This is a genomic window from Citrobacter sp. XT1-2-2, assembly GCF_023516235.1.
Classification (GTDB): domain Bacteria; phylum Pseudomonadota; class Gammaproteobacteria; order Enterobacterales; family Enterobacteriaceae; genus Citrobacter; species Citrobacter werkmanii.
This window is the reverse complement of sequence record NZ_CP097324.1, coordinates 720,836-740,316: the sequence shown is the minus strand read 5'-3', so window position 1 is coordinate 740,316 and position 19,481 is coordinate 720,836. Positions and strand designations below refer to the sequence as shown.

Sequence of the window (19,481 nt, the reverse complement as noted above, 5' to 3'; positions counted from 1 at the left end):
CCTCAACTTTGTACCCCTCTATTGAAGGGCAATATTGCCGCAGATACTACCCTATCTGGCGTGTTGAGTCACAAAGAAAAGGGCCGCGAATGCGGCCCTGATGGGGATTATTTAGCAACTTTGCTAATCTGTTTCACGTCGATTTCAACGGAGTTCCAGTCTTTATCCACTTCGCCCTGGATCTCAACCACATCCTGCGGGGTTACGGTTACGCCGTTCCAGCGCTTATGGTCAATATCCACATTCACCGTGCCGGTCGCATCTTTAAACACATACAAATCGTCGGAAATACGCTCAACGATGTTCCCACGCAAGGTAACCCACGCATCATCGCGAAGCGATTTAGCACTTGCTACCGTCGTGATGCTGCCGTTCGGGCCGACAAACCCGCCGCTTTGGCTTTGCGTGGTCGTCGTTGGCCCAGAGAAGCCGCCCTGCTGCGCTGCCAGAACAGGTGCGGAACACAGTGCCATTACGGCAACCATTGCAGCTAATTTTTTCATCGTCATGTCTCCCTTTCATGTTGGTTTACGACTATTAAATAAGTTAATCCTTAACAAGTTCTTAAGGAAAAAAAAGATTCTTTTTTGCTGTACAGATGCGGCGGCGACAAGGTTTACTGACGGCAAAGAGAGTTTTCGCAGGGAAGAATATATGCGCATTTTACTGGTTGAAGATGATACGTTGATTGGCGATGGCCTTAAAACCGGTCTGAGTAAAATGGGTTTTAGCATCGACTGGTTTACCGAAGGACGTCAGGGGAAAGAAGCACTCTACAGTGCCCCGTATGATGCGGTAATCCTCGACCTGACGCTGCCAGGCATAGACGGACGGGATATCCTGCGCGAGTGGCGAGGCAACGGGAAGCAGGAACCGGTGCTGATCCTGACCGCCCGCGACGCGCTGGCAGAACGCGTTGAAGGCTTACGCCTGGGCGCGGACGACTATCTGTGTAAACCCTTCGCGTTGATTGAAGTTGCCGCCAGGCTGGAGGCGCTGGTGCGTCGTGCCAGCGGCCAGGCCAGCAACACATTACGCCATGGCGAGGTGACGCTTGATCCCGGGGCGCTGGTCGCCACGGCGGCTGGCGAACCGTTGTCTCTTAAGCCCAAAGAGTTCGCGCTGCTGGAGCTGCTTATGCGTAACAAGGGCCGCGTCCTGCCCCGCAAACTGATTGAAGAAAAACTGTATACCTGGGACGAAAACGTCTCCAGCAATGCGGTTGAAGTACACGTCCATCACTTACGCCGTAAGCTCGGCAGCGACTTTATCCGTACCGTGCATGGCATTGGCTACACCCTGGGTGACGCATGAAACTCGCACAACGTCTCAGCCTGCGCATCAGGCTAACGCTTATCTTCATGATTTTGGTTTTAGTGACCTGGCTGATTTCCAGCTTTGTCGCCTGGAAGCAAACCACCGACAACGTGAATGAGATGTTCGACACGCAGCAAATGCTGTTCGCCAAGCGTCTGGTCACGCTGGATCTTGATGAACTCAAAGCCTCTGAACGCATCGCGCATACCCCGAAAAAATTCAAACATGGTCATATTGACGACGATGTACTGACCTTTGCGGCCTACACGCCAGAAGGGAAAATGGTTCTTCACGATGGAGATAATGGCCAATACATTCCCTACAGCTATCGCCGGGAAGGTTTTGACGATGGCTATCTGAATGGCGACAACGATAAATGGCGTTTTGTCTGGCTGACTTCCGCAGATAAAAAGTATCGAATCGTTGTCGGGCAGGAATGGGAATATCGTGAAGATATGGCTTTAGCGATTGTGACAGCACAATTGGTGCCGTGGTTGGTCGCTCTGCCGCTGATGCTGTTAATCCTGATTGTGTTGTTAAGTCTTGAACTTAAGCCACTGAAGAAACTGGCGCAGGCGCTACGTTTACGCGACCCGGAATCAGAAGAACCGCTCAGTTTGAAAGGCATTCCTGGCGAAGTCCGCCCGTTGGTTGAATCACTCAACCAACTTTTCACCCGTATTCATACCACCATGGTGCGTGAACGGCGCTTTACTTCAGATGCCGCTCACGAGTTGCGTAGTCCATTGACGGCGCTGAAAGTGCAAACCGAAGTGGCGCAACTGTCTGACGATGACCCGCAGGCACGGCAAAAAGCCTTAATGCAGATGCAGGCCGGGATCGATCGCGCCACGCGTCTGGTCGATCAGTTACTGACGCTTTCGCGCCTTGACTCCCTCGACAATCTTCAGGATGTGGCGGAAATCTCGCTGGAGGAGTTGCTGCAATCTTCGGTGATGGATATCTACCATTCGGCCCAGCAGGCGCATATTGACGTACGTTTGCAGATTAACGCGCACGGCATCACATGTACCGGGCAACCGCTGTTACTCAGCCTGATGGTGCGAAATCTGCTGGATAATGCGATTCGCTATAGTCCACGGGGAAGTATTGTGGAAGTGACGCTCAACGCCCGCAATTTTAGCGTCAAAGATAATGGTCCAGGTATTGCGCCGGAAGTTCTGATGCACATTGGAGAACGCTTTTATCGCCCACCGGGGCAAAGCGTGACCGGCAGCGGTCTGGGGCTGTCAATTGTCCGTCGCATCGCGACCTTACACAGAATGTCAGCCTCGTTTGGTAATGCGCCGCAAGGCGGCTTTGAAGCTAAAATCAGTTGGTAACTGCGTTATTATTGCTCACTCAGCAAAAGACTTTGCACATTTTGCTAATTTCACCGTACCGATCATCAGCGTAGAATCGGCCTCAAACGTTATTCTTTGAGGACACAAAATGAGCAACATCCTGATTATCAACGGTGCGAAAAAATTTGGCCATTCCAATGGGCAATTGAATGACACCCTGACCGAGGTCGCGGACGGTATCCTGCGCGACCTCGGGCATGATGTTAGAGTCGTACGCGCTGACAGCGACTATGATGTGCAAGCAGAAGTGCAGAACTTCGTCTGGGCAGACGCCGTTATCTGGCAAATGCCGGGTTGGTGGATGGGCGCGCCGTGGACGGTGAAGAAATACATTGATGACGTGTTCACTGCCGGGCACGGTACGCTGTACGCCAGCGATGGCCGCACGCGTTCAGATGCGTCAAAAAAATACGGTTCCGGCGGACTGATTCAGGGCAAAAAATACATGCTCTCTCTGACCTGGAACGCGCCGATGGAAGCCTTCACGGAAAAAGATCAGTTCTTCCATGGCGTTGGGGTTGATGGCGTTTATCTCCCATTCCATAAAGCAAACCAGTTCCTGGGAATGGAAGCGCTGCCGACCTTTATCACCAATGACGTGATTAAAATGCCGGATGTCCCGCGTTATATCGCAGAATATCGCAAGCATCTGAACGAAATTTTTGGTTAACTGGTAACCTGGAATTAGAAGGAGTTAACCATGCTTACCGTTATTGCAGAAATCCGTACACGTCCAGGTCAACATCACCGCCAGGCGGTACTGGATCAGTTCGCTAAAATCGTTCCGATCGTTTTACAGGAAGAAGGTTGCCACGGCTACGCGCCGATGGTCGATCATGCTGCTGGCGTCAGTTTTCAGACTACAGCCCCGGATTCAATCGTCATGATTGAACAGTGGGAAAGCATCGCCCACCTTGAAGCGCATTTGCAGACTCCGCATATGAAAGCCTACAGCGAAGCCGTCAAAGGCGATGTGCTGGAGATGAATATTCGTATTCTGGAGCCGGGCATTTAAGTTATTGTTCTGGCCGCCGGGCCAGATAAGCGTACGCCATCGGGCATGATGACCTTGCCGGATGGCGGCACAAACCGCCTTATCCGGCCTACATACCCCTTACCCTTCGAGATCCGCCAGGTCGCCTTTCTCCTGCAACCAGTTACGACGATCTTCAGAACGCTTCTTGGCCAGCAGCATATCCATTACCGCATTGGTGCGCTGATCGTCTTCATCATCGATGATGAGCTGCACCAGGCGACGAGTGTTCGGATCCAGCGTGGTTTCACGCAGTTGCATCGGGTTCATTTCACCCAGACCTTTAAAGCGCTGCACGTTCGGCTTGCCTTTCTTGCGCTTTAACTGCTCCAGTACGCCCGCTTTTTCTTCTTCCGTCAGCGCGTAATAGACCTCTTTCCCGAGGTCGATACGGTATAACGGCGGCAGCGCCACGTACACGTGACCGTGTTTCACCAGCGTGCGGAAGTGTTTCACAAACAGTGCGCACAGCAGCGTGGCGATGTGCAGACCATCAGAGTCCGCATCCGCCAGGATACAGATCTTACCGTAACGTAACTGGCTCAGGTCGTCGCTGTCCGGATCGATACCGATCGCCACCGAAATATCGTGAACTTCCTGCGAGGCCAGCACTTCATCGGAAGAGACTTCCCAGGTATTGAGGATCTTACCTTTGAGCGGCATGATCGCCTGATACTCACGATCGCGCGCCTGTTTGGCCGATCCGCCCGCTGAGTCACCTTCGACGAGGAACAGTTCGGTGCGATTGAGATCCTGTGCGGTACAGTCCGCCAGTTTCCCCGGCAGCGCCGGACCGCTGGTCAGCTTTTTACGCACCACTTTTTTCGCCGCGCGCAGACGACGCTGGGCGCTGGAAATCGCCATCTCAGCCAGCAGTTCGGCTGACTGCACGTTCTGGTTCAGCCACAAGCTGAAGGCATCTTTCACCACCCCAGAGACAAATGCCGCGCACTGGCGCGAGGAGAGGCGCTCTTTGGTTTGCCCGGCAAACTGCGGATCCTGCATTTTCACCGACAGCACATAGGCACAGCGATCCCAGATATCTTCCGCCGACAGCTTCACGCCGCGCGGCAGGATATTGCGGTATTCGCAGAACTCGCGCATCGCATCCAGCAGGCCCTGACGCAGACCGTTAACATGCGTACCGCCCTGCATGGTTGGGATCAGGTTTACATAGCTTTCGGTCAGCAGCTCGCCGCCTTCCGGCAGCCAGAGCAGCGCCCAGTCCACAGTTTCCGTCTCACCGCTAAAATTACCGATAAACGGTTTTTCCGGCAGGGTAGGCAGGCCATTCACCGCTTCGCTCAGATAATCATTCAGACCATCCTGGTAGCACCAGCGCTGTTCGCTATTGCTGACCTCATCTTTAAAGGTGATCTCGACACCCGGACACAATACCGCTTTAGCTTTCAGGACGTGCGTTAAGCGCGAAACGGAAAAACGCGGGCTGTCGAAGAAGGTTTCATCCGGCCAGAAGTGCACGCTGGTTCCGGTATTGCGTTTACCGCAGGTCCCGACAACCTGTAAATCCTGCACCTTATCGCCGTTCTCAAACGCGATGTTGTACACCTGCCCGTCGCGACGCACGTTTACTTCCACACGCTTCGACAGAGCGTTGACCACGGAGATACCCACCCCATGCAAGCCACCAGAGAACTGATAGTTTTTATTGGAGAACTTACCACCCGCATGTAAACGGCAGAGGATCAACTCAACCGCCGGAACACCTTCTTCAGGGTGAATGTCTACCGGCATGCCGCGACCATCGTCAATGACTTCCAGAGATTGGTCGGCATGTAAGATCACGTCCACACGTTTTGCGTGGCCCGCCAGTGCTTCATCCACACTGTTATCAATCACTTCCTGCCCAAGGTGGTTCGGACGGGTCGTATCGGTGTACATCCCAGGGCGACGGCGTACCGGCTCAAGCCCAGTGAGTACCTCAATGGCATCAGCGTTATAAGTTTGCGTCATGGTTTAAATAAGCAGTTCGAATTGATCGTCAGAAACTGTGCAGTCCAAGAAAATCGACAATCTGGTTGAAATAATCTTCGAAGCCCGTGAATGCGTGGTTTCCACCCTCAGTAACTGTCTGGCGGCAGGAGGCGTAATACGCCACCGCCTGGCGGTAGTCCAACACTTCATCGCCCGTTTGTTGGAGCAACCAGATTAAATCCGGCGCTTCCAGCGGGTCAATCTGCATGACTTTAAGATCGTAAATATGGCGTGACTCTAGCACATATTGCTGCCCGGTGTAGGGGTTCTCGTTTTGACCGAGATAGTCGACCAGCAGTTCATAAGGCCGGACCGCCGGGTTCACCACCACCGCTGGCAGCATAAAACATTGTGACAGCCAGGTGGCGTAATAGCCGCCCAACGAGGAACCGACAATCCCCAGCGACTCGCCGCCATGCTCAAGAACGATCGATTCCAGCATCTCTGCGGCCTGAGCAGGATACGGCGGCAGCTGCGGTACAATCATCTCAACGTGCGGATGGTGCTCCGCCAGCCAGCTTTTCAGCAAACATGCCTTCGCCGAACGAGGAGAACTGTTAAATCCATGAAGATAAAGAAGCGTAGACATCAGTAACCTTCTGAAGCGGTATCAGGGTGAAACCGATTACCCTGCAGACGACACACCTGAGTCTGCAACGTACCGTCAGCAAACAGCTCCAGCGTACGCCAGCCGGGGCTGATGGTATCTAACGTGAAATTAGAACAATGCGGCTTAAACTGCACGCAGGTCGATGGCGTCGCCAACAGGCGGCGACCGTTCCAGTCCAGATCCAGTTCCTGATGAATATGCCCACACAGCAGATACTTCACGCGCGGATAGTTCACCAGCACGTTGTCCAGTTCGGCGGCATTGCGCAGACTGTGCTGATCGAGCCAGCTGCAGCCCGCAGGCAGAGGATGATGATGCAGAAGCAGCAAGGTATTGCGTTCAGGCGCATCGGCAAGTTTACGCTCCAGCCATTCGAGCTGAAATTCGCTTAACTCGCCGTGGGGAACGCCAAACACCTGGCTGTCCAGCAACAAGATTTGCCACTGTTCGCCAATGAAGACGCGCTTAGCCGGGGAAATGCCCGCATCCTGCAGCGAGCTGTACATTGCAGGCTGAAAATCATGATTACCCGGGAGCCAAACGCAGGGCGCACGAAAACTTGCGATGCCCTCAGCAAAATGCTGATAAGCCGCAGCGGATTGATCCTGCGCCAAATCGCCAGTCGCGACGATCAGATCGAACTCTGGCGACTCAGCATGTATTGCATCCAGTACGGATTGATAGCTGTCCCAGGTATTCACACCCAGCAGCGTTTCATGCTTTTCGGCAAACAGGTGAGTGTCTGTAATTTGTAAGATCCTGACTCTGGCCTCACCAGCCAAAGGAAGGGTTAACAGGCTTTCCAAATGGTGTCCTTAGGTTTCACGACGCTAATAAACCGGAATCGCCATCGCTCCATGTGCTAAACAGTACCGTAACCAGTCGGCCAGAAACTGGTTAATTTGATGCTTTTCGTCGCGTTGATGCAACTTTTTATTTGGATAATCATACCGTGCTTTGAAGCGAAAGATCTGCTGACTTGAACACACTTCAGCGACCCTCGCATCATGATACAGACGCACGGTTAAGGACGGCAGGCTCCAGTAAGTCACAGCCGGTGCCGTTTGTTCGATCGCGACAAGCGTAGTGTATCGGGTCGATTCAACGATCGTTAACCGATATTGTGCGTTTGCCACCTGATAGCTCACTGTTTCGCCGGCTGCGTCATTACGCGGCAACAGGCGGCGCAATTGCGAATAATTGGTTTCGCACAGGCGCATCATTTCAGGGAAGTCAGGTGTGTAACGCTTCATTTTTTCCACTCAGTTTTTAACTCTTGATAGTGCAGCTGTAACCATTGCAAAGCGATGACAGAAGCCGCGTTGTCGATTATCCCCTCTTCTACCCATTGGTAAGCCTGTTCCCGGCTAACCACATGAACACGAATATCTTCGTTTTCATCAGCCAGACCATGAATTCCGCTCGCGGTCGTGGCGTCCACTTCACCCACCATAATCGATGAGCGTTCGCTGGTGCCTCCTGGGCTTGCCAGATAACTCAGCACCGGTTTTACGCGTTTAACGTTAAGCCCGGCTTCTTCCATCGCTTCACGGCGCGCGACATCTTCCACGCTCTCGCCTTCTTCGATCATCCCGGCCACCATTTCCAGTAGCCATGGGCTTGCGCTGGTATCAAACGCCGCGATGCGGATCTGCTCGACCAGCACAACTTCGTCCCGCTCAGGGTCAAAGGGTAGCAAGACTGCCGCGTGTCCGCGCTCAAAAATTTCGCGCTTTACCTCACCGCTCATACCGCCGTTAAACAAGCGATGGCGGAACCGATAAAGATCCAGTGAAAAAAATCCGCGGTATAGCGTTTCTCGTGCAATAATTTCTACATCATTTTTAGTGAAAGTCATTGGCAAGTTGTCTGGTTTACGCATTGTGCTGTCCTGAAACCAATAGTGTTTAAAATGTGAATTTCAAGGTCGTTTGACTGATGTTTCAACGCCCTTGTGTTAAATTGATGCAAATTAACGCCGTATGGCACGTAACGCCAACTTTTTGCAGTGGCGGATTCTGCTAGAATCAGCAAATATTTTTACAATTTGATCAGCGCTAAATACTGCTTCACAACAAGGAATGCAAATGAAGAAATTGCTCCCCATCCTTATCGGCCTGAGCCTGTCGGGGTTCAGTACTCTGAGCCAGGCAGAGAACCTGATGCAGGTTTATCAGCAAGCACGCCTGAGCAACCCGGAATTGCGTAAATCCGCCGCCGATCGCGATGCTGCATTCGAAAAAATTAACGAAGCGCGTAGCCCATTACTGCCGCAACTGGGATTAGGTGCCGATTACACCTACAGCAATGGCTACCGTGATGCAAATGGCGTCAACTCCAACGCCACCAGCGCATCTCTGCAGTTAACTCAGTCCATTTTTGATATGTCAAAATGGCGTGCCCTGACGCTGCAAGAAAAATCAGCGGGCATCCAGGACGTGACCTATCAGACCGATCAGCAAACGCTGATCCTGAATACCGCCACCGCCTATTTTAACGTACTGAACGCAATTGACGTGCTGTCTTACACCCAGGCACAGAAAGATGCGGTTTACCGTCAGTTAGATCAGACCACTCAGCGTTTTAACGTTGGCCTGGTCGCTATCACTGACGTGCAGAACGCCCGTTCACAATACGATACCGTGTTGGCAAACGAAGTTACCGCGCGCAACAATCTGGATAACGCGGTGGAACAACTGCGCCAGGTGACCGGTAACTACTACCCGGAACTGGCTTCGCTGAACGTTGACGGCTTCAAAACCAACAAACCGCAGGCGGTGAACGCACTGCTGAAAGAAGCGGAAAACCGCAACCTGACCTTATTGCAGGCGCGTTTGAGCCAGGATCTGGCGCGTGAACAGATTCGCCTGGCACAGGACGGTCATTTACCGACTCTGGACCTGACCGCATCTACTGGCGTATCTGATACTTCATACAGCGGTTCCAAAACCAACACCTCCCAGTATGACGACAGCAACATGGGCCAGAACAAAATCGGCCTGAGCTTCTCGCTGCCTATCTACCAGGGCGGAATGGTTAACTCGCAGGTGAAACAGGCGCAGTACAACTTTGTTGGCGCAAGCGAACAACTGGAAAGCGCACACCGCAGCGTGGTGCAGACCGTTCGTTCTTCGTTTAACAACATTAATGCGTCCATCAGTAGCATCAACGCATACAAACAAGCGGTTGTTTCTGCGCAAAGTTCTTTGGATGCGATGGAAGCCGGTTATTCCGTTGGTACACGTACCATCGTGGATGTATTGGATGCCACTACCACGCTGTACAACGCCAAGCAACAGCTGGCTAATGCGCGTTACACCTATCTTATCAATCAGTTAAACGTCAAATCCGCGCTCGGGACGCTGAACGAGCAGGATCTGGTGGCCCTGAACAATACGCTGGGTAAACCGGTATCCACTACCCCGGATACGATCGCCCCGCAAAACGCGCAGCAAGACGCCGCCGCGGATGGTTATACGTCCAACAGCACGACGCCAGCGGCGCAGCCGACAGCCGCACGTACAACCAGCAGCAACAGCACCAACCCGTTCCGTAATTAATGCTAATGACGGGGCTTCGGCCCCGTCTGAACGTAAGACAACGTAAAGATCCGCCCCTTCCTGCGCATTCTCGCCTCTTCCCGCTTCAATTTCGACCAGTCATCCTCTATTCTGAGCAGTATTTACCACTGGGTCCTGGAAGACATATATGAAACGGACAAAATCGATACATCACGCTTCGTTCCGCAAAAGCTGGAGCGCGCGCCATCTGACTCCTGTCGCCCTGGCAGTTACCGCTGTGTTTATGCTCGCGGGCTGTGAAAAGAGCGACGAAACGGTTTCGCTTTATCAAAACGCGGACGACTGCTCAGCAGCGAATCCGGGTAAAAGCGCCGAATGTACCACCGCGTTCAACAATGCGCTGAAAGAAGCGGAACGCACCGCGCCAAAATATGCCACTCGCGAAGACTGTATCGCTGAATTCGGCGAAGGCCAGTGCCAACAAGCACCTGCGCAAGCGGGTATGGCGCCGACCGGCGAAGGCCAGGCTCAGGCGCAGAATCAAAGCAGCGGCAGCTTCTGGATGCCGCTGATGGCAGGCTACATGATGGGCCGACTGATGGGCGGCGGAATGGGCGCTCAGCAGCCGCTGTTCAGCTCGAAAAACCCGGCCAGTCCGGCATACGGCAAGTACACTGACGCCAGCGGTAAAAACTACGGTGCAGCGACGCCGGGCCGCACCATGACCGTGCCGAAAACCGCCATGGCGCCGAAACCGGCCACCACCACTACCGTCACCCGCGGCGGATTTGGCGAATCTGTGGCTAAACAGAGCACCATGCAACGTAGCGCCAGCGGTACCACTACACGTTCAATGGGCGGCTGATGGTCATGGAAAGAGTCAGTATTGTTGAGCGCCCGGACTGGCGCGATAAGGCCACCGAATACGGTTTCAACTTTCACACCATGTACGGCGAGCCGTACTGGTGTGAAGACGCGTACTATAAGCTCACGCTTGCCCAGGTTGAAAAGCTGGAAGAGGTCACCGCAGAGCTGCATCAAATGTGCCTCAAAGTGGTGGAAAAGGTCATCGCCAGCGATGAGCTGATGACAAAATTCCGCATTCCGAAGCATACCTGGGGCTTTGTCCGCCAGTCCTGGCAGACACAGCAACCGTCGCTTTATTCTCGTCTGGATCTGGCGTGGGACGGCACAGGTGAACCCAAGCTGCTGGAAAACAACGCTGATACGCCAACGTCATTGTACGAAGCCGCGTTTTTCCAGTGGATCTGGCTGGAAGATCAGCTCAATGCCGGAAACCTGCCGGAAGGCAGCGATCAGTTCAACAGTCTGCAGGAAAAGCTGATCGAGCGTTTCACCGAGCTGCGTGAACAGTATGGTTTTCAACTGCTGCATCTGACCTGCTGTCGTGATACGGTCGAAGATCGCGGTACGATCCAGTACCTGCAGGATTGCGCTGCCGAGGCTGAGATCGCCACTGAATTCCTCTATGTCGAAGATATTGGCCTGGGTGAAAAAGGTCAGTTCACGGATATGCAGGATCAGGTTATTGCAAACCTGTTCAAGCTCTATCCGTGGGAATTCATGCTGCGTGAAATGTTCTCCACTAAGCTTGAAGACGCGGGCGTTCGCTGGCTGGAACCTGCCTGGAAGAGCATCATCTCCAACAAGGCGCTATTACCGCTGTTGTGGGAAATGTTCCCGAACCATCCGAACCTGTTGCCTGCTTATTTCGCCGAAGACGACTATCCGCAGATGGATAAATTCGTCGTTAAGCCAATCTTCTCGCGTGAAGGCGCTAACGTCTCCATCATCGAGAACGGGAAAACGATCGAAGCCGTGGAAGGGCCGTATGGCGAAGAAGGCATGATCGTCCAGCAGTTCCATCAGCTACCGAAATTTGGCGACAGCTATATGCTGATTGGCAGCTGGCTGATCAACGATCAACCCGCAGGCATCGGCATTCGTGAAGACAGAGCGTTGATCACTCAGGATCTCTCGCGCTTCTATCCGCATATTTTTGTCGAATAATCGTTGTGCCGGATGGCGACTCCGCTTTGCCCGGCCTACGGCATGAACCGTAGGCCCGATAAGCGCAGCGCCATCGGGCATTAATTACCCTACCTGCACCGACAGCATACTCAAACTGCCCATCTCAATACCGTCAACCGGGATCGTCACCGGTTCCTTACCGTCCCATGCGCCCAAAACGTACAGCAGCGGCAGATAGTGATCCGGCGTCGGGTTCGATAACGATCCACCTTCATGATCGAGGTAGTTGACCAGCGGGTGCTGTTCAACCGGTCCCTGCCATGTCAGGTTGGCCCTCACATAATCGTTGAATGAGGTCGCCCACGGGTATGGCGTGTTCTCACCGTGCCAACGCGCAGTACGCAGGTTGTGTACCACATTACCGCTGGCCACCAGCATAATGCCTTCATCACGCAACGCCGCCAGTTTGCGCCCCATCTCAAAATGCCAGGCCGCGGGTTTGGTACTGTCGACACTCAGCTGCACCATCGGAATGTCCGCATTCGGATACATCTTGATCAGCACGCCCCATGAGCCGTGGTCAAAGCCCCACGCTTCCTGGTCTAAGGTCACTGGCACCGGAGCAAGCATGTCAACCAGATGCTGAGCCAGTTCCGGTGAACCCGGGGCCGGGTAATGCGTGTCATACAGCGCCTGTGGAAAACCGCCAAAATCGTGGATTGTTTTTGGCGCTTCCATCGCCGTCACACCTGTTCCACGAGTGAACCAATGCGCCGACACCACAACAATGGCTTTCGGACGTGGCAACGTTTCCCCCAGTTGCTGCCAGGCACGGGTATAAACGTTATCTTCCAGAACATTCATCGGGCTACCGTGGCCCAAAAACAATGCTGGCATACGAGCTGAAGACATGATGATATCCTTACTGAGGGAGTCATTTTGATACCATCACAATACGCTTTTTCGGTTGATGAAGAACTCAGATAACCATGATGAAGATCATCAGTTATTTTGACGATCTGGCCCGAACAGCAGATTGATAAGGAGTTAGATTTGTCGATGTCAGTACCTTTACTTCTGACTTTACTGGCAGGCGCCGCCACGTTTATTGGCGCATTTCTCGGCGTGCTGGGGCAAAAACCCTCTAACCGCGCTCTTGCCTTTTCTTTAGGTTTCGCTGCCGGAATTATGTTACTGATATCCCTAATGGAGATGCTGCCCGCTGCGCTGGCCGCTGACGGCATGTCGCCGGTGTTGGGCTACGGGATGTTTATTGTGGGCTTGCTGGGCTACTTTGGCCTCGATCGTATACTGCCGCATGCTCACCCCCAGGATCTGGTGCAAAAAACCACGCAGCCTTTACCTGGTTCCATCCGGCGTACCGCGATTTTATTGACACTCGGCATTAGCCTGCACAACTTCCCGGAAGGAATTGCGACATTTGTTACCGCCAGCAGCAACCTCGAACTGGGCTTTGGTATTGCCCTTGCCGTCGCATTACACAATATTCCTGAAGGATTAGCCGTGGCGGGTCCGGTTTATGCGGCTACGGGATCTAAACGCACCGCGATATTCTGGGCCGGGATTTCGGGCATGGCAGAAATATTGGGCGGCGTACTGGCGTGGTTAATTCTCGGTAGTCTGATTTCGCCGGTAGTGATGGCGGCGATAATGGCGGCCGTCGCAGGTATTATGGTCGCGCTGTCCGTCGATGAATTGATGCCATTGGCAAAAGAGATCGATCCCAATAATAATCCCAGCTATGGGGTATTGTGCGGAATGTCGGTGATGGGGTTAAGTCTCGTCATTCTCCAGTCCATGGGAATCGGATAATCCAGAGGGCGGATGCCACCCTGCAAGTTTAACAGCATCCGCTCATCCATAGCAGAACGCGAAGGACTATTCCTGTCCCTTAACCGTGCCGTTATCTTCGCCAGATCGACGAAAGAGTTTGTTACGCGCCTCAAGCAGCGCATCTCTGTCCTGGCGGAACGCACGACAATAACGCTTCATATGACAATAATAACCCACCGCAACGAGTGCAATTAATACAATCCAATACCAGGCAATAAACATTCTTTTACCCTTAATATTTAACATCATTAAACATTTAACGTTAAAATTTTACACTACCTTATTCCAACCTACCCCTATAGTGGCATATTCCAGAAACAAATATATGATTTCGATCATATAAATAAGCGACTAAGCTAATAGCCCAGATCGTTATAAACAATTAAACTATGTCGACAAGATCACACAACACAATAATAAACATTGTTCTTAAAATATCTCGCCAATACTATTCAAATAATAAAAATTAGATTCTGCAGAACAATAAGCCTCATCAATATTAATTGATTCATCATTAAAGCAGCATCAGCAATACTATCCTTTGCTTAATTAACATCGTAAAAACATAATATATTCAGCACCATTATATTTACAGGTAATATAAGGAGATATATCCATGTTTACGCAATACCGAAAAACACTTCTCGCTGGAACGCTTGCACTGGCATTTGGATTAACTGTGGGGAATTCGTTTGCCGCAGGTTTTCAACCCGCCCAACCCGCAGGTAAACTGGGCGCAATAGTTGTTGATCCTTATGGAAATGCCCCACTTACCGCACTGATTGAATTAGATAGTCACGTTATTTCGGATGTTAAAGTCACCGTTCATGGTAAAGGTGAAAAAGGGGTTCCGGTTACTTATACCGTTGGCAAAGAATCACTCGCCACTTACGATGGCATTCCTGTTTTTGGCCTTTATCAAAAGTACGCTAATAAAGTTACCATCGAATATAAAGAAAATGGCAAGGCGATGAAGGAAGATTACGTGGTGCAAACATCCGCCATCGTTAATCACTACATGGATAACCGTTCTCTTTCTGATTTACAGCAAACTAAAGTTATTAAGGTTGCTCCCGGCTTTGAAGACCGTCTGTATCTGGTGAATACCCATACTTTCACCGCGCAGGGCGCAGAATTCCACTGGCATGGTGAAAAAGACAAAAATGCCGGCATCCTTGATGCGGGCCCCGCAGGTGGCGCATTACCCTTTGATATCGCCCCTTTTACCTTCGTCGTCGATACGGAAGGTGAATATCGTTGGTGGTTGGATCAGGATACCTTCTATGACGGCCATGACATGGATATCAATAAGCGCGGTTACCTGATGGGCATTCGGGAAACACCGCGCGGAACCTTCACCGCCGTGCAGGGTCAGCACTGGTATGAATTCGATATGATGGGACAGATTCTGGCCGACCATAAGCTGCCGCGTGGATTCCTTGACGCATCGCATGAATCGATCGAAACGGTCAATGACACCGTACTGCTTCGCGTAGGTAAACGGGATTATCGCAAGGAAGATGGCATTCACGTGCAAACTATCCGCGACCAGATTATTGAAGTCGACAGATCCGGTCGCGTTGTTGACGTATGGGATCTGACAAAAATTCTCGACCCGATGCGTGATGCCCTGCTGGGTGCACTGGACGCAGGCGCGGTATGCGTCAACGTCGACCTCGCGCACGCAGGCCAACAGGCGAAACTGGAGCCAGATACTCCCTATGGTGATGCCCTCGGTGTTGGTGCGGGTCGTAACTGGGCTCACGTCAACTCCATTGCCTATGACGCTAAAGATGACTCTATCATTATCTCTTCCCGTCATCAGGGGGTCGTAAAAATTGGTCGGGATAAACAGGTGAAGTGGATCCTGGCGCCATCTAAAGGTTGGAATAAAGCGCTGGCAAGCAAGTTGTTAAAACCGGTAGATGCTAAAGGCAACGTGCTAAAATGTGATGAAAATGGCAAGTGTGAAAATACTGATTTCGATTTTACCTACACCCAGCACACCGCATGGCTCTCCAGCAAAGGGACATTAACCATTTTTGATAACGGCGATGGTCGTGGACTCGAACAACCCGCTTTGCCGACGATGAAATACTCCCGTTTTGTCGAATATAAAATTGATGAGAAAAAAGGAACCGTCCAACAAATTTGGGAATACGGAAAAGAGCGCGGCTATGATTTTTATAGTCCTATCACTTCAGTTATCGAATATCAAAAAGATCGCGATACCATGTTTGGCTTTGGTGGATCGATTAATTTATTTGACGTTGGACAACCGACCATTGGCAAAATCAATGAAATTGACTACAAGACAAAAGAAGTCAAAGTTGAAATTGATGTCCTTTCCGATAAACCGAACCAAACACACTACCGTGCATTACTGGTCCACCCACAACAAATGTTTAAATAATCACGTTAGATTAAGGATTAATTATGTCGTCTAAATGGATCACTTCATTATTTAAAAGCGTGGTATTAACCGCCGTACTTGCCTCATCGTTTACAGCATCGGCTTTTACCGAGGGCACTGACTATATGGTGCTGGAGAAACCGATTCCTAATGCGGATAAGACGTTAATCAAAGTATTCAGCTACGCCTGTCCGTTCTGCTACAAATACGATAAAGCCGTAACGGCTCCCGTGTCAGAAAAAGTAGCCGACGTGGTTACCTTCACACCGTTTCATCTGGAAACCAAAGGGGAATACGGCAAACAGGCCAGTGAGGTATTTGCGGTAATGATCGCTAAGGATCAGGCAGCAGGAATTTCATTGTTTGACGCCAAATCTCAGTTCAAAAAAGCCAAGTTCGCCTATTACGCAGCCTACCACGACAAGAAAGAGCGCTGGTCAGACGGTAAAGATCCTGCCTCATTCATTAAGACGGGGCTGGATGCTGCGGGTATGAGTCAGGCGGATTTTGAAACCGCATTGAAGGACTCCGCCGTCCAGCAAACGCTGGAGAAATGGAAAGCGGCATATGATGTCGCCAAAATTCAGGGCGTACCGGCTTATGTCGTCAACGGCAAATACCTGATCTACACCAAAAACATCAAATCCATTGATTCTATGGCTGAGCTTGTCAGAGAGCTGGCGGCAAAATAAACAGGGACCCGGCTATGGCTTTCATTAAAGGACTGTGGCGAGACTTATGTATTGCACCGGTTGATACCCTGGTGAGATGGCAGGAACGGCGCTTTCTGTGGTTACTGATGGCTTGCGCAATGGGTGGGTTAATTATTCTGGCGCACTCTTTCTTCCAAATCTATCTCTACATGGCTCCCTGCGAACAATGTGTATACATTCGCTTTGCCATGTTCGTGATGGTTTTTGGTGGGCTAATCGCGGCGCTTAACCCCAAAAATGTTGTTCTGAAGCTCATCGGCTGCATCGCGGCATTTTACGGCAGCATCATGGGCATTAAGTTTTCCATCAAACTTAACAGCATTCATTATGCAGTACATAACCCGGACCCAGATTCACTGTTTGGCGTACAGGGATGTTCCACCGATCCGACCTTCCCGTTCAATTTGCCGCTGGCAAACTGGGCGCCAGAGTGGTTTAAGCCCACAGGAGACTGCGGCTATGATGCGCCCATCGTTCCCGATGGCGTGGCGCTCAGCAGTATGCAAAAGTGGTTTGTCGATCTGTACCAACAGTCGGAAGGTTGGTATCTCCTGCCGCCGTGGCATTTTATGAATATGGCGCAGGCCTGCCTGCTGGCTTTTGGCGTATGTTTGCTGCTGTTAGTGATAATGAGCGGCGCCTGGGCAATCAAACTGGCCAGAACTAAATAGCCAGACTGCAATAACAAAAAACCGAAGCCAGAAAACTGACTTCGGTTTTTTTATCCCTGGCACGACAAGCGTGGTAGTGAGCAATTAGCTGGCTTTACGCTCATGCGCCTGACGGTAAGCCACCAGATCTTCGATAGTGACCACAGCCATATTGTGCTTGCCGGCAAATTCGATGCACTCCGGCGCGCGCGCCATGGTGCCATCGTCATTGGTCAGTTCGCAAAGCACACCGGCGGGTTTAAAGCCTGCCAGCGTCATCAGATCGATGGTGGCTTCAGTGTGACCGCCGCGAGTCAACACACCGCCTGCCTGAGCGCGCAGCGGGAAAACGTGTCCCGGGCGGTTCAGATCGGAAGGTTTTGCGCCATCCTTAATTGCCGCACGTACCGTAGTGACACGGTCTGCCGCGGAAACGCCGGTGGTCACGCCTTCTGCGGCTTCAATGGTCACGGTAAAACCGGTACCGTAAGCACTGGTGTTATTTTCCACCATCATTGGCAGATCGAGCTGTTTGCGTCGGTCTTCAGTGATGCACAGGCAAACAATACCGCTGCCGTGACGGATGGTCAGCGCCATCTGTTCAACGGTCATGGTCTCTGCCGGGAAAACCATATCGCCTTCGTTTTCACGATCTTCGTCGTCAAGCACCATTACACCGCGTCCTTCACGCAGCGCAGACAGCGCATGTTCAACACGTTCGAAAGGCGTACCAAAAGAGGAAAGTAGCGTCTGATTCATGGTAAAAAAACCTCACTAAAATTATGGTTACCAGAATCAGGGCAGTCTTAGGAGTACCGTCTAAGCGGCAAAAAAATAACGTGAGCGGGTCCATGCCCGACTGGATCGTTACTCTCTCCCATCCGGACTCTAACCGTCGGCCCCGGAATTACACCGGATCTGCTGACCTTTGAGTTTGCACCCAAAGCGCTCGCGGGCTTTCAGCATTAAGCTGATTTACCGCCGGTGGGGAATTTCGCCCCGCCCTGAGAATAAGCGGGTTAACTATAACGCTATTGATTACCTTCATCAACGCCTTTACTCGACTTAGCTTCACACAATTCTGGTTTATGCCTGCGCCCATTCGCACTACAATAAGCAGCAACACGTACCAGTTCAGGGAAACCACAATGATTGACCCGAAAAAAATTGAGCAGATTGCTCGTCAGGTTCACGAGTCGATGCCGAAAGGGATCCGGGAGTTTGGGGAAGACGTCGAGAAGAAAATTCGTCAAACGCTGCAGTCACAACTGACCCGTCTGGACCTGGTAAGCCGTGAAGAGTTTGATGTGCAGACTCAGGTTTTGCTGCGTACCCGTGAAAAGTTGGCGCTGCTTGAACAACGCCTGACTGAGCTGGAAGCGCGTGAAAAAACGGCAGACGTTAAGCCTGCCCCTGCGATCCCCTCAGTCGATCCGCAAGAGTAAAAACGACAACGGGCCGCAAGGCCCGTTTTTTGTTAGTGTTCCAGTTCGAGTTTCTTCGCCTCTGTCGCCTGCTGGCAGTACAGCGCATAACGTTTACAAAACCAGCTACGATGTTCCTCATCCATATTGCCCGTGACGGCCTGGATATCAACAGGGTGGCCCTCAGCCTGCATCCTGGCAAAACTGCGGGCCAGGAAATCGAAATTGTTCATTGAATACATGTTGCTGTGCATGAGCATACCCTCCAGTTATTGAATATCTGCTAAGGCCATATGCTTTTTCTGATTTCAGTATTTCCCTATACGCGAAATGGTTTTGTACATAATGTGCGCAAATTTATAGCCCAGGCTCACACTTTCCTATGAAACCTACGCCTCGTGCGGAGAGTGAAAAGATGCTGCAGCAAAACGCGACAATCGCCGCCTTTGAGACAGAGCGTCATCGTAAAGCTGAACCGCTGAAAAACAGTCCACAGCCTGTTGAAAAAACCACTGAAGAATAAGAAACAGAAATGCCGGATGGCAACGCTCACGCGTTTTATCCGGCCCACAATCTCGTAGATCGAATAAGGTGT

General features: G+C 51.6%; 23 protein-coding genes and 1 riboswitch. Of the genes, 13 read left to right on the top strand and 10 right to left on the bottom strand.

Going from position 1 to position 19,481, the window contains the following annotated elements:
• Positions 1 to 107: 107 nt before the first annotated feature.
• A complete protein-coding gene (locus M4I31_RS03635; RefSeq protein ID WP_038633899.1) occupies positions 108 to 503 on the bottom strand; it encodes a YgiW/YdeI family stress tolerance OB fold protein in 396 nt (131 codons plus the stop codon).
• A 151-nt stretch (positions 504 to 654) separates the two neighbouring features.
• On the opposite strand from M4I31_RS03635, the gene qseB reads away from it, so the two are divergent.
• From qseB to M4I31_RS03615, 4 genes are all read left to right on the top strand, one after another.
• Positions 655 to 1,314: a quorum sensing response regulator transcription factor QseB gene (qseB, locus tag M4I31_RS03630; RefSeq protein WP_085048729.1), complete on the top strand. Its 660-nt coding sequence runs from the start codon at positions 655 to 657 to the stop codon at positions 1,312 to 1,314.
• On the top strand, positions 1,311 to 2,660 hold the full coding sequence (qseC, locus tag M4I31_RS03625; RefSeq protein ID WP_069324346.1) for a quorum sensing histidine kinase QseC: 1,350 nt from the start codon (positions 1,311 to 1,313) through the stop codon (positions 2,658 to 2,660). Before qseB ends, qseC begins: the two co-directional genes overlap by 4 nt.
• Before the next feature lie 109 nt (positions 2,661 to 2,769).
• Positions 2,770 to 3,351, top strand: coding sequence for an NAD(P)H-dependent oxidoreductase (locus M4I31_RS03620; protein WP_006688047.1), 582 nt, complete (start codon positions 2,770 to 2,772; stop codon positions 3,349 to 3,351).
• Between the two features lie 30 nt (positions 3,352 to 3,381).
• Positions 3,382 to 3,696 carry a putative quinol monooxygenase gene (locus tag M4I31_RS03615; RefSeq protein WP_069324347.1) on the top strand — a complete coding sequence of 105 codons (315 nt, stop codon included), beginning with the start codon at positions 3,382 to 3,384 and terminating at the stop codon, positions 3,694 to 3,696.
• A gap of 99 nt (positions 3,697 to 3,795) precedes the next feature.
• Here the strand turns inward: M4I31_RS03615 and parE are convergent, their stop codons facing one another.
• From parE to nudF, 5 genes are read right to left on the bottom strand one after another with little or no spacing between them, the layout of a single operon-like run.
• Positions 3,796 to 5,688: a DNA topoisomerase IV subunit B gene (gene parE, locus M4I31_RS03610; protein ID WP_085048728.1), complete on the bottom strand. Its 1,893-nt coding sequence runs from the start codon at positions 5,686 to 5,688 to the stop codon at positions 3,796 to 3,798.
• 28 nt (positions 5,689 to 5,716) lie between these two features.
• The gene (gene yqiA, locus M4I31_RS03605; RefSeq protein WP_038633915.1) at positions 5,717 to 6,298 is read right to left on the bottom strand and encodes an esterase YqiA; all 582 of its coding nucleotides are present in this window, start codon (positions 6,296 to 6,298) and stop codon (positions 5,717 to 5,719) included.
• Positions 6,298 to 7,125 (bottom strand): 3',5'-cyclic-AMP phosphodiesterase, encoded by an 828-nt coding sequence (gene cpdA / locus M4I31_RS03600; protein WP_069324348.1) that lies wholly within the window; start codon positions 7,123 to 7,125, stop codon positions 6,298 to 6,300. The genes yqiA and cpdA overlap by 1 nt, the downstream gene beginning before the upstream one ends.
• 24 nt (positions 7,126 to 7,149) lie before the next feature.
• Positions 7,150 to 7,572, bottom strand: coding sequence for a DUF1249 family protein (locus tag M4I31_RS03595; RefSeq protein WP_003024582.1), 423 nt, complete (start codon positions 7,570 to 7,572; stop codon positions 7,150 to 7,152).
• Complete coding sequence (gene nudF / locus M4I31_RS03590; protein WP_038633920.1) at positions 7,569 to 8,201, bottom strand: ADP-ribose diphosphatase; 633 nt, start codon at positions 8,199 to 8,201, stop codon at positions 7,569 to 7,571. Before nudF ends, M4I31_RS03595 begins: the two co-directional genes overlap by 4 nt.
• A gap of 199 nt (positions 8,202 to 8,400) precedes the next feature.
• Between nudF and tolC the strand changes: the two genes are divergently transcribed.
• From tolC to M4I31_RS03575, 3 genes are all read left to right on the top strand, one after another.
• On the top strand, positions 8,401 to 9,879 hold the full coding sequence (tolC, locus tag M4I31_RS03585; protein WP_087856820.1) for an outer membrane channel protein TolC: 1,479 nt from the start codon (positions 8,401 to 8,403) through the stop codon (positions 9,877 to 9,879).
• A 148-nt stretch (positions 9,880 to 10,027) separates the two neighbouring features.
• Entirely contained in the window at positions 10,028 to 10,705 is a 678-nt protein-coding gene (locus tag M4I31_RS03580; RefSeq protein WP_006688037.1) for a DUF1190 family protein, read from the top strand.
• A 5-nt stretch (positions 10,706 to 10,710) separates the two neighbouring features.
• Positions 10,711 to 11,871 (top strand): glutathionylspermidine synthase family protein, encoded by a 1,161-nt coding sequence (locus M4I31_RS03575; protein ID WP_038642878.1) that lies wholly within the window; start codon positions 10,711 to 10,713, stop codon positions 11,869 to 11,871.
• Between the two features lie 84 nt (positions 11,872 to 11,955).
• Here M4I31_RS03575 and ygiD read toward each other — a convergent pair whose 3' ends face one another.
• On the bottom strand, positions 11,956 to 12,744 hold the full coding sequence (gene ygiD, locus M4I31_RS03570; protein ID WP_085048726.1) for a 4,5-DOPA dioxygenase extradiol: 789 nt from the start codon (positions 12,742 to 12,744) through the stop codon (positions 11,956 to 11,958).
• A 147-nt stretch (positions 12,745 to 12,891) separates the two neighbouring features.
• Here ygiD and zupT point away from each other — a divergent pair, with 147 nt between their 5' ends.
• A complete protein-coding gene (zupT, locus tag M4I31_RS03565) occupies positions 12,892 to 13,665 on the top strand; it encodes a zinc transporter ZupT (protein WP_085048725.1) in 774 nt (257 codons plus the stop codon).
• A gap of 66 nt (positions 13,666 to 13,731) precedes the next feature.
• Here zupT and M4I31_RS03560 read toward each other — a convergent pair whose 3' ends face one another.
• The gene (locus M4I31_RS03560; RefSeq protein WP_069324349.1) at positions 13,732 to 13,908 is read right to left on the bottom strand and encodes a hypothetical protein; all 177 of its coding nucleotides are present in this window, start codon (positions 13,906 to 13,908) and stop codon (positions 13,732 to 13,734) included.
• 394 nt (positions 13,909 to 14,302) lie between these two features.
• Between M4I31_RS03560 and M4I31_RS03555 the strand changes: the two genes are divergently transcribed.
• Genes M4I31_RS03555 through dsbI form a run of 3 tightly spaced genes read left to right on the top strand, consistent with a single transcriptional unit; the run spans position 14,303 to position 17,483 of the window.
• A complete protein-coding gene (locus tag M4I31_RS03555) occupies positions 14,303 to 16,099 on the top strand; it encodes an aryl-sulfate sulfotransferase (protein WP_085048724.1) in 1,797 nt (598 codons plus the stop codon).
• 23 nt (positions 16,100 to 16,122) lie between these two features.
• Positions 16,123 to 16,791 (top strand): thiol:disulfide interchange protein DsbA/DsbL, encoded by a 669-nt coding sequence (locus M4I31_RS03550; protein WP_085048723.1) that lies wholly within the window; start codon positions 16,123 to 16,125, stop codon positions 16,789 to 16,791.
• Positions 16,792 to 16,805: 14 nt separating this feature from the next.
• Positions 16,806 to 17,483, top strand: coding sequence for a protein-disulfide oxidoreductase DsbI (gene dsbI / locus M4I31_RS03545; RefSeq protein WP_085048722.1), 678 nt, complete (start codon positions 16,806 to 16,808; stop codon positions 17,481 to 17,483).
• Between the two features lie 84 nt (positions 17,484 to 17,567).
• On the opposite strand, the gene ribB is transcribed toward dsbI, so the two are convergent.
• Positions 17,568 to 18,221: a 3,4-dihydroxy-2-butanone-4-phosphate synthase gene (gene ribB / locus M4I31_RS03540; RefSeq protein ID WP_038633931.1), complete on the bottom strand. Its 654-nt coding sequence runs from the start codon at positions 18,219 to 18,221 to the stop codon at positions 17,568 to 17,570.
• 106 nt (positions 18,222 to 18,327) lie between these two features.
• A riboswitch (FMN riboswitch) is annotated at positions 18,328 to 18,478 on the bottom strand.
• 132 nt (positions 18,479 to 18,610) lie between these two features.
• Here ribB and ubiK point away from each other — a divergent pair.
• Positions 18,611 to 18,907, top strand: coding sequence for a ubiquinone biosynthesis accessory factor UbiK (gene ubiK / locus M4I31_RS03535; RefSeq protein ID WP_085048721.1), 297 nt, complete (start codon positions 18,611 to 18,613; stop codon positions 18,905 to 18,907).
• A gap of 32 nt (positions 18,908 to 18,939) precedes the next feature.
• Here ubiK and glgS read toward each other — a convergent pair whose 3' ends face one another.
• Complete coding sequence (gene glgS / locus M4I31_RS03530; RefSeq protein ID WP_087856824.1) at positions 18,940 to 19,146, bottom strand: cell surface composition regulator GlgS; 207 nt, start codon at positions 19,144 to 19,146, stop codon at positions 18,940 to 18,942.
• Between the two features lie 122 nt (positions 19,147 to 19,268).
• On the opposite strand from glgS, the gene M4I31_RS03525 reads away from it, so the two are divergent.
• Positions 19,269 to 19,409: a hypothetical protein gene (locus tag M4I31_RS03525; protein WP_159121568.1), complete on the top strand. Its 141-nt coding sequence runs from the start codon at positions 19,269 to 19,271 to the stop codon at positions 19,407 to 19,409.
• Positions 19,410 to 19,481 lie beyond the last annotated feature (72 nt).

Bases quoted from the DNA above. Each gene is read 5' to 3' on its own strand.
- M4I31_RS03635 (WP_038633899.1), bottom strand. From the start codon at position 503: ATGAAAAAATTAGCTGCAATGGTTGCCGTAATGGCACTGTGTTCCGCA.
- qseB (WP_085048729.1), top strand. From the start codon at position 655: ATGCGCATTTTACTGGTTGAAGATGATACGTTGATTGGCGATGGCCTT.
- qseC (WP_069324346.1), top strand. From the start codon at position 1,311: ATGAAACTCGCACAACGTCTCAGCCTGCGCATCAGGCTAACGCTTATC.
- M4I31_RS03620 (WP_006688047.1), top strand. From the start codon at position 2,770: ATGAGCAACATCCTGATTATCAACGGTGCGAAAAAATTTGGCCATTCC.
- M4I31_RS03615 (WP_069324347.1), top strand. From the start codon at position 3,382: ATGCTTACCGTTATTGCAGAAATCCGTACACGTCCAGGTCAACATCAC.
- parE (WP_085048728.1), bottom strand. From the start codon at position 5,688: ATGACGCAAACTTATAACGCTGATGCCATTGAGGTACTCACTGGGCTT.
- yqiA (WP_038633915.1), bottom strand. From the start codon at position 6,298: ATGTCTACGCTTCTTTATCTTCATGGATTTAACAGTTCTCCTCGTTCG.
- M4I31_RS03595 (WP_003024582.1), bottom strand. From the start codon at position 7,572: ATGAAGCGTTACACACCTGACTTCCCTGAAATGATGCGCCTGTGCGAA.
- nudF (WP_038633920.1), bottom strand. From the start codon at position 8,201: ATGCGTAAACCAGACAACTTGCCAATGACTTTCACTAAAAATGATGTA.
- tolC (WP_087856820.1), top strand. From the start codon at position 8,401: ATGCAAATGAAGAAATTGCTCCCCATCCTTATCGGCCTGAGCCTGTCG.
- M4I31_RS03580 (WP_006688037.1), top strand. From the start codon at position 10,028: ATGAAACGGACAAAATCGATACATCACGCTTCGTTCCGCAAAAGCTGG.
- M4I31_RS03575 (WP_038642878.1), top strand. From the start codon at position 10,711: ATGGAAAGAGTCAGTATTGTTGAGCGCCCGGACTGGCGCGATAAGGCC.
- ygiD (WP_085048726.1), bottom strand. From the start codon at position 12,744: ATGTCTTCAGCTCGTATGCCAGCATTGTTTTTGGGCCACGGTAGCCCG.
- zupT (WP_085048725.1), top strand. From the start codon at position 12,892: ATGTCAGTACCTTTACTTCTGACTTTACTGGCAGGCGCCGCCACGTTT.
- M4I31_RS03560 (WP_069324349.1), bottom strand. From the start codon at position 13,908: ATGTTTATTGCCTGGTATTGGATTGTATTAATTGCACTCGTTGCGGTG.
- M4I31_RS03555 (WP_085048724.1), top strand. From the start codon at position 14,303: ATGTTTACGCAATACCGAAAAACACTTCTCGCTGGAACGCTTGCACTG.
- M4I31_RS03550 (WP_085048723.1), top strand. From the start codon at position 16,123: ATGTCGTCTAAATGGATCACTTCATTATTTAAAAGCGTGGTATTAACC.
- dsbI (WP_085048722.1), top strand. From the start codon at position 16,806: ATGGCTTTCATTAAAGGACTGTGGCGAGACTTATGTATTGCACCGGTT.
- ribB (WP_038633931.1), bottom strand. From the start codon at position 18,221: ATGAATCAGACGCTACTTTCCTCTTTTGGTACGCCTTTCGAACGTGTT.
- ubiK (WP_085048721.1), top strand. From the start codon at position 18,611: ATGATTGACCCGAAAAAAATTGAGCAGATTGCTCGTCAGGTTCACGAG.
- glgS (WP_087856824.1), bottom strand. From the start codon at position 19,146: ATGCTCATGCACAGCAACATGTATTCAATGAACAATTTCGATTTCCTG.
- M4I31_RS03525 (WP_159121568.1), top strand. From the start codon at position 19,269: ATGAAACCTACGCCTCGTGCGGAGAGTGAAAAGATGCTGCAGCAAAAC.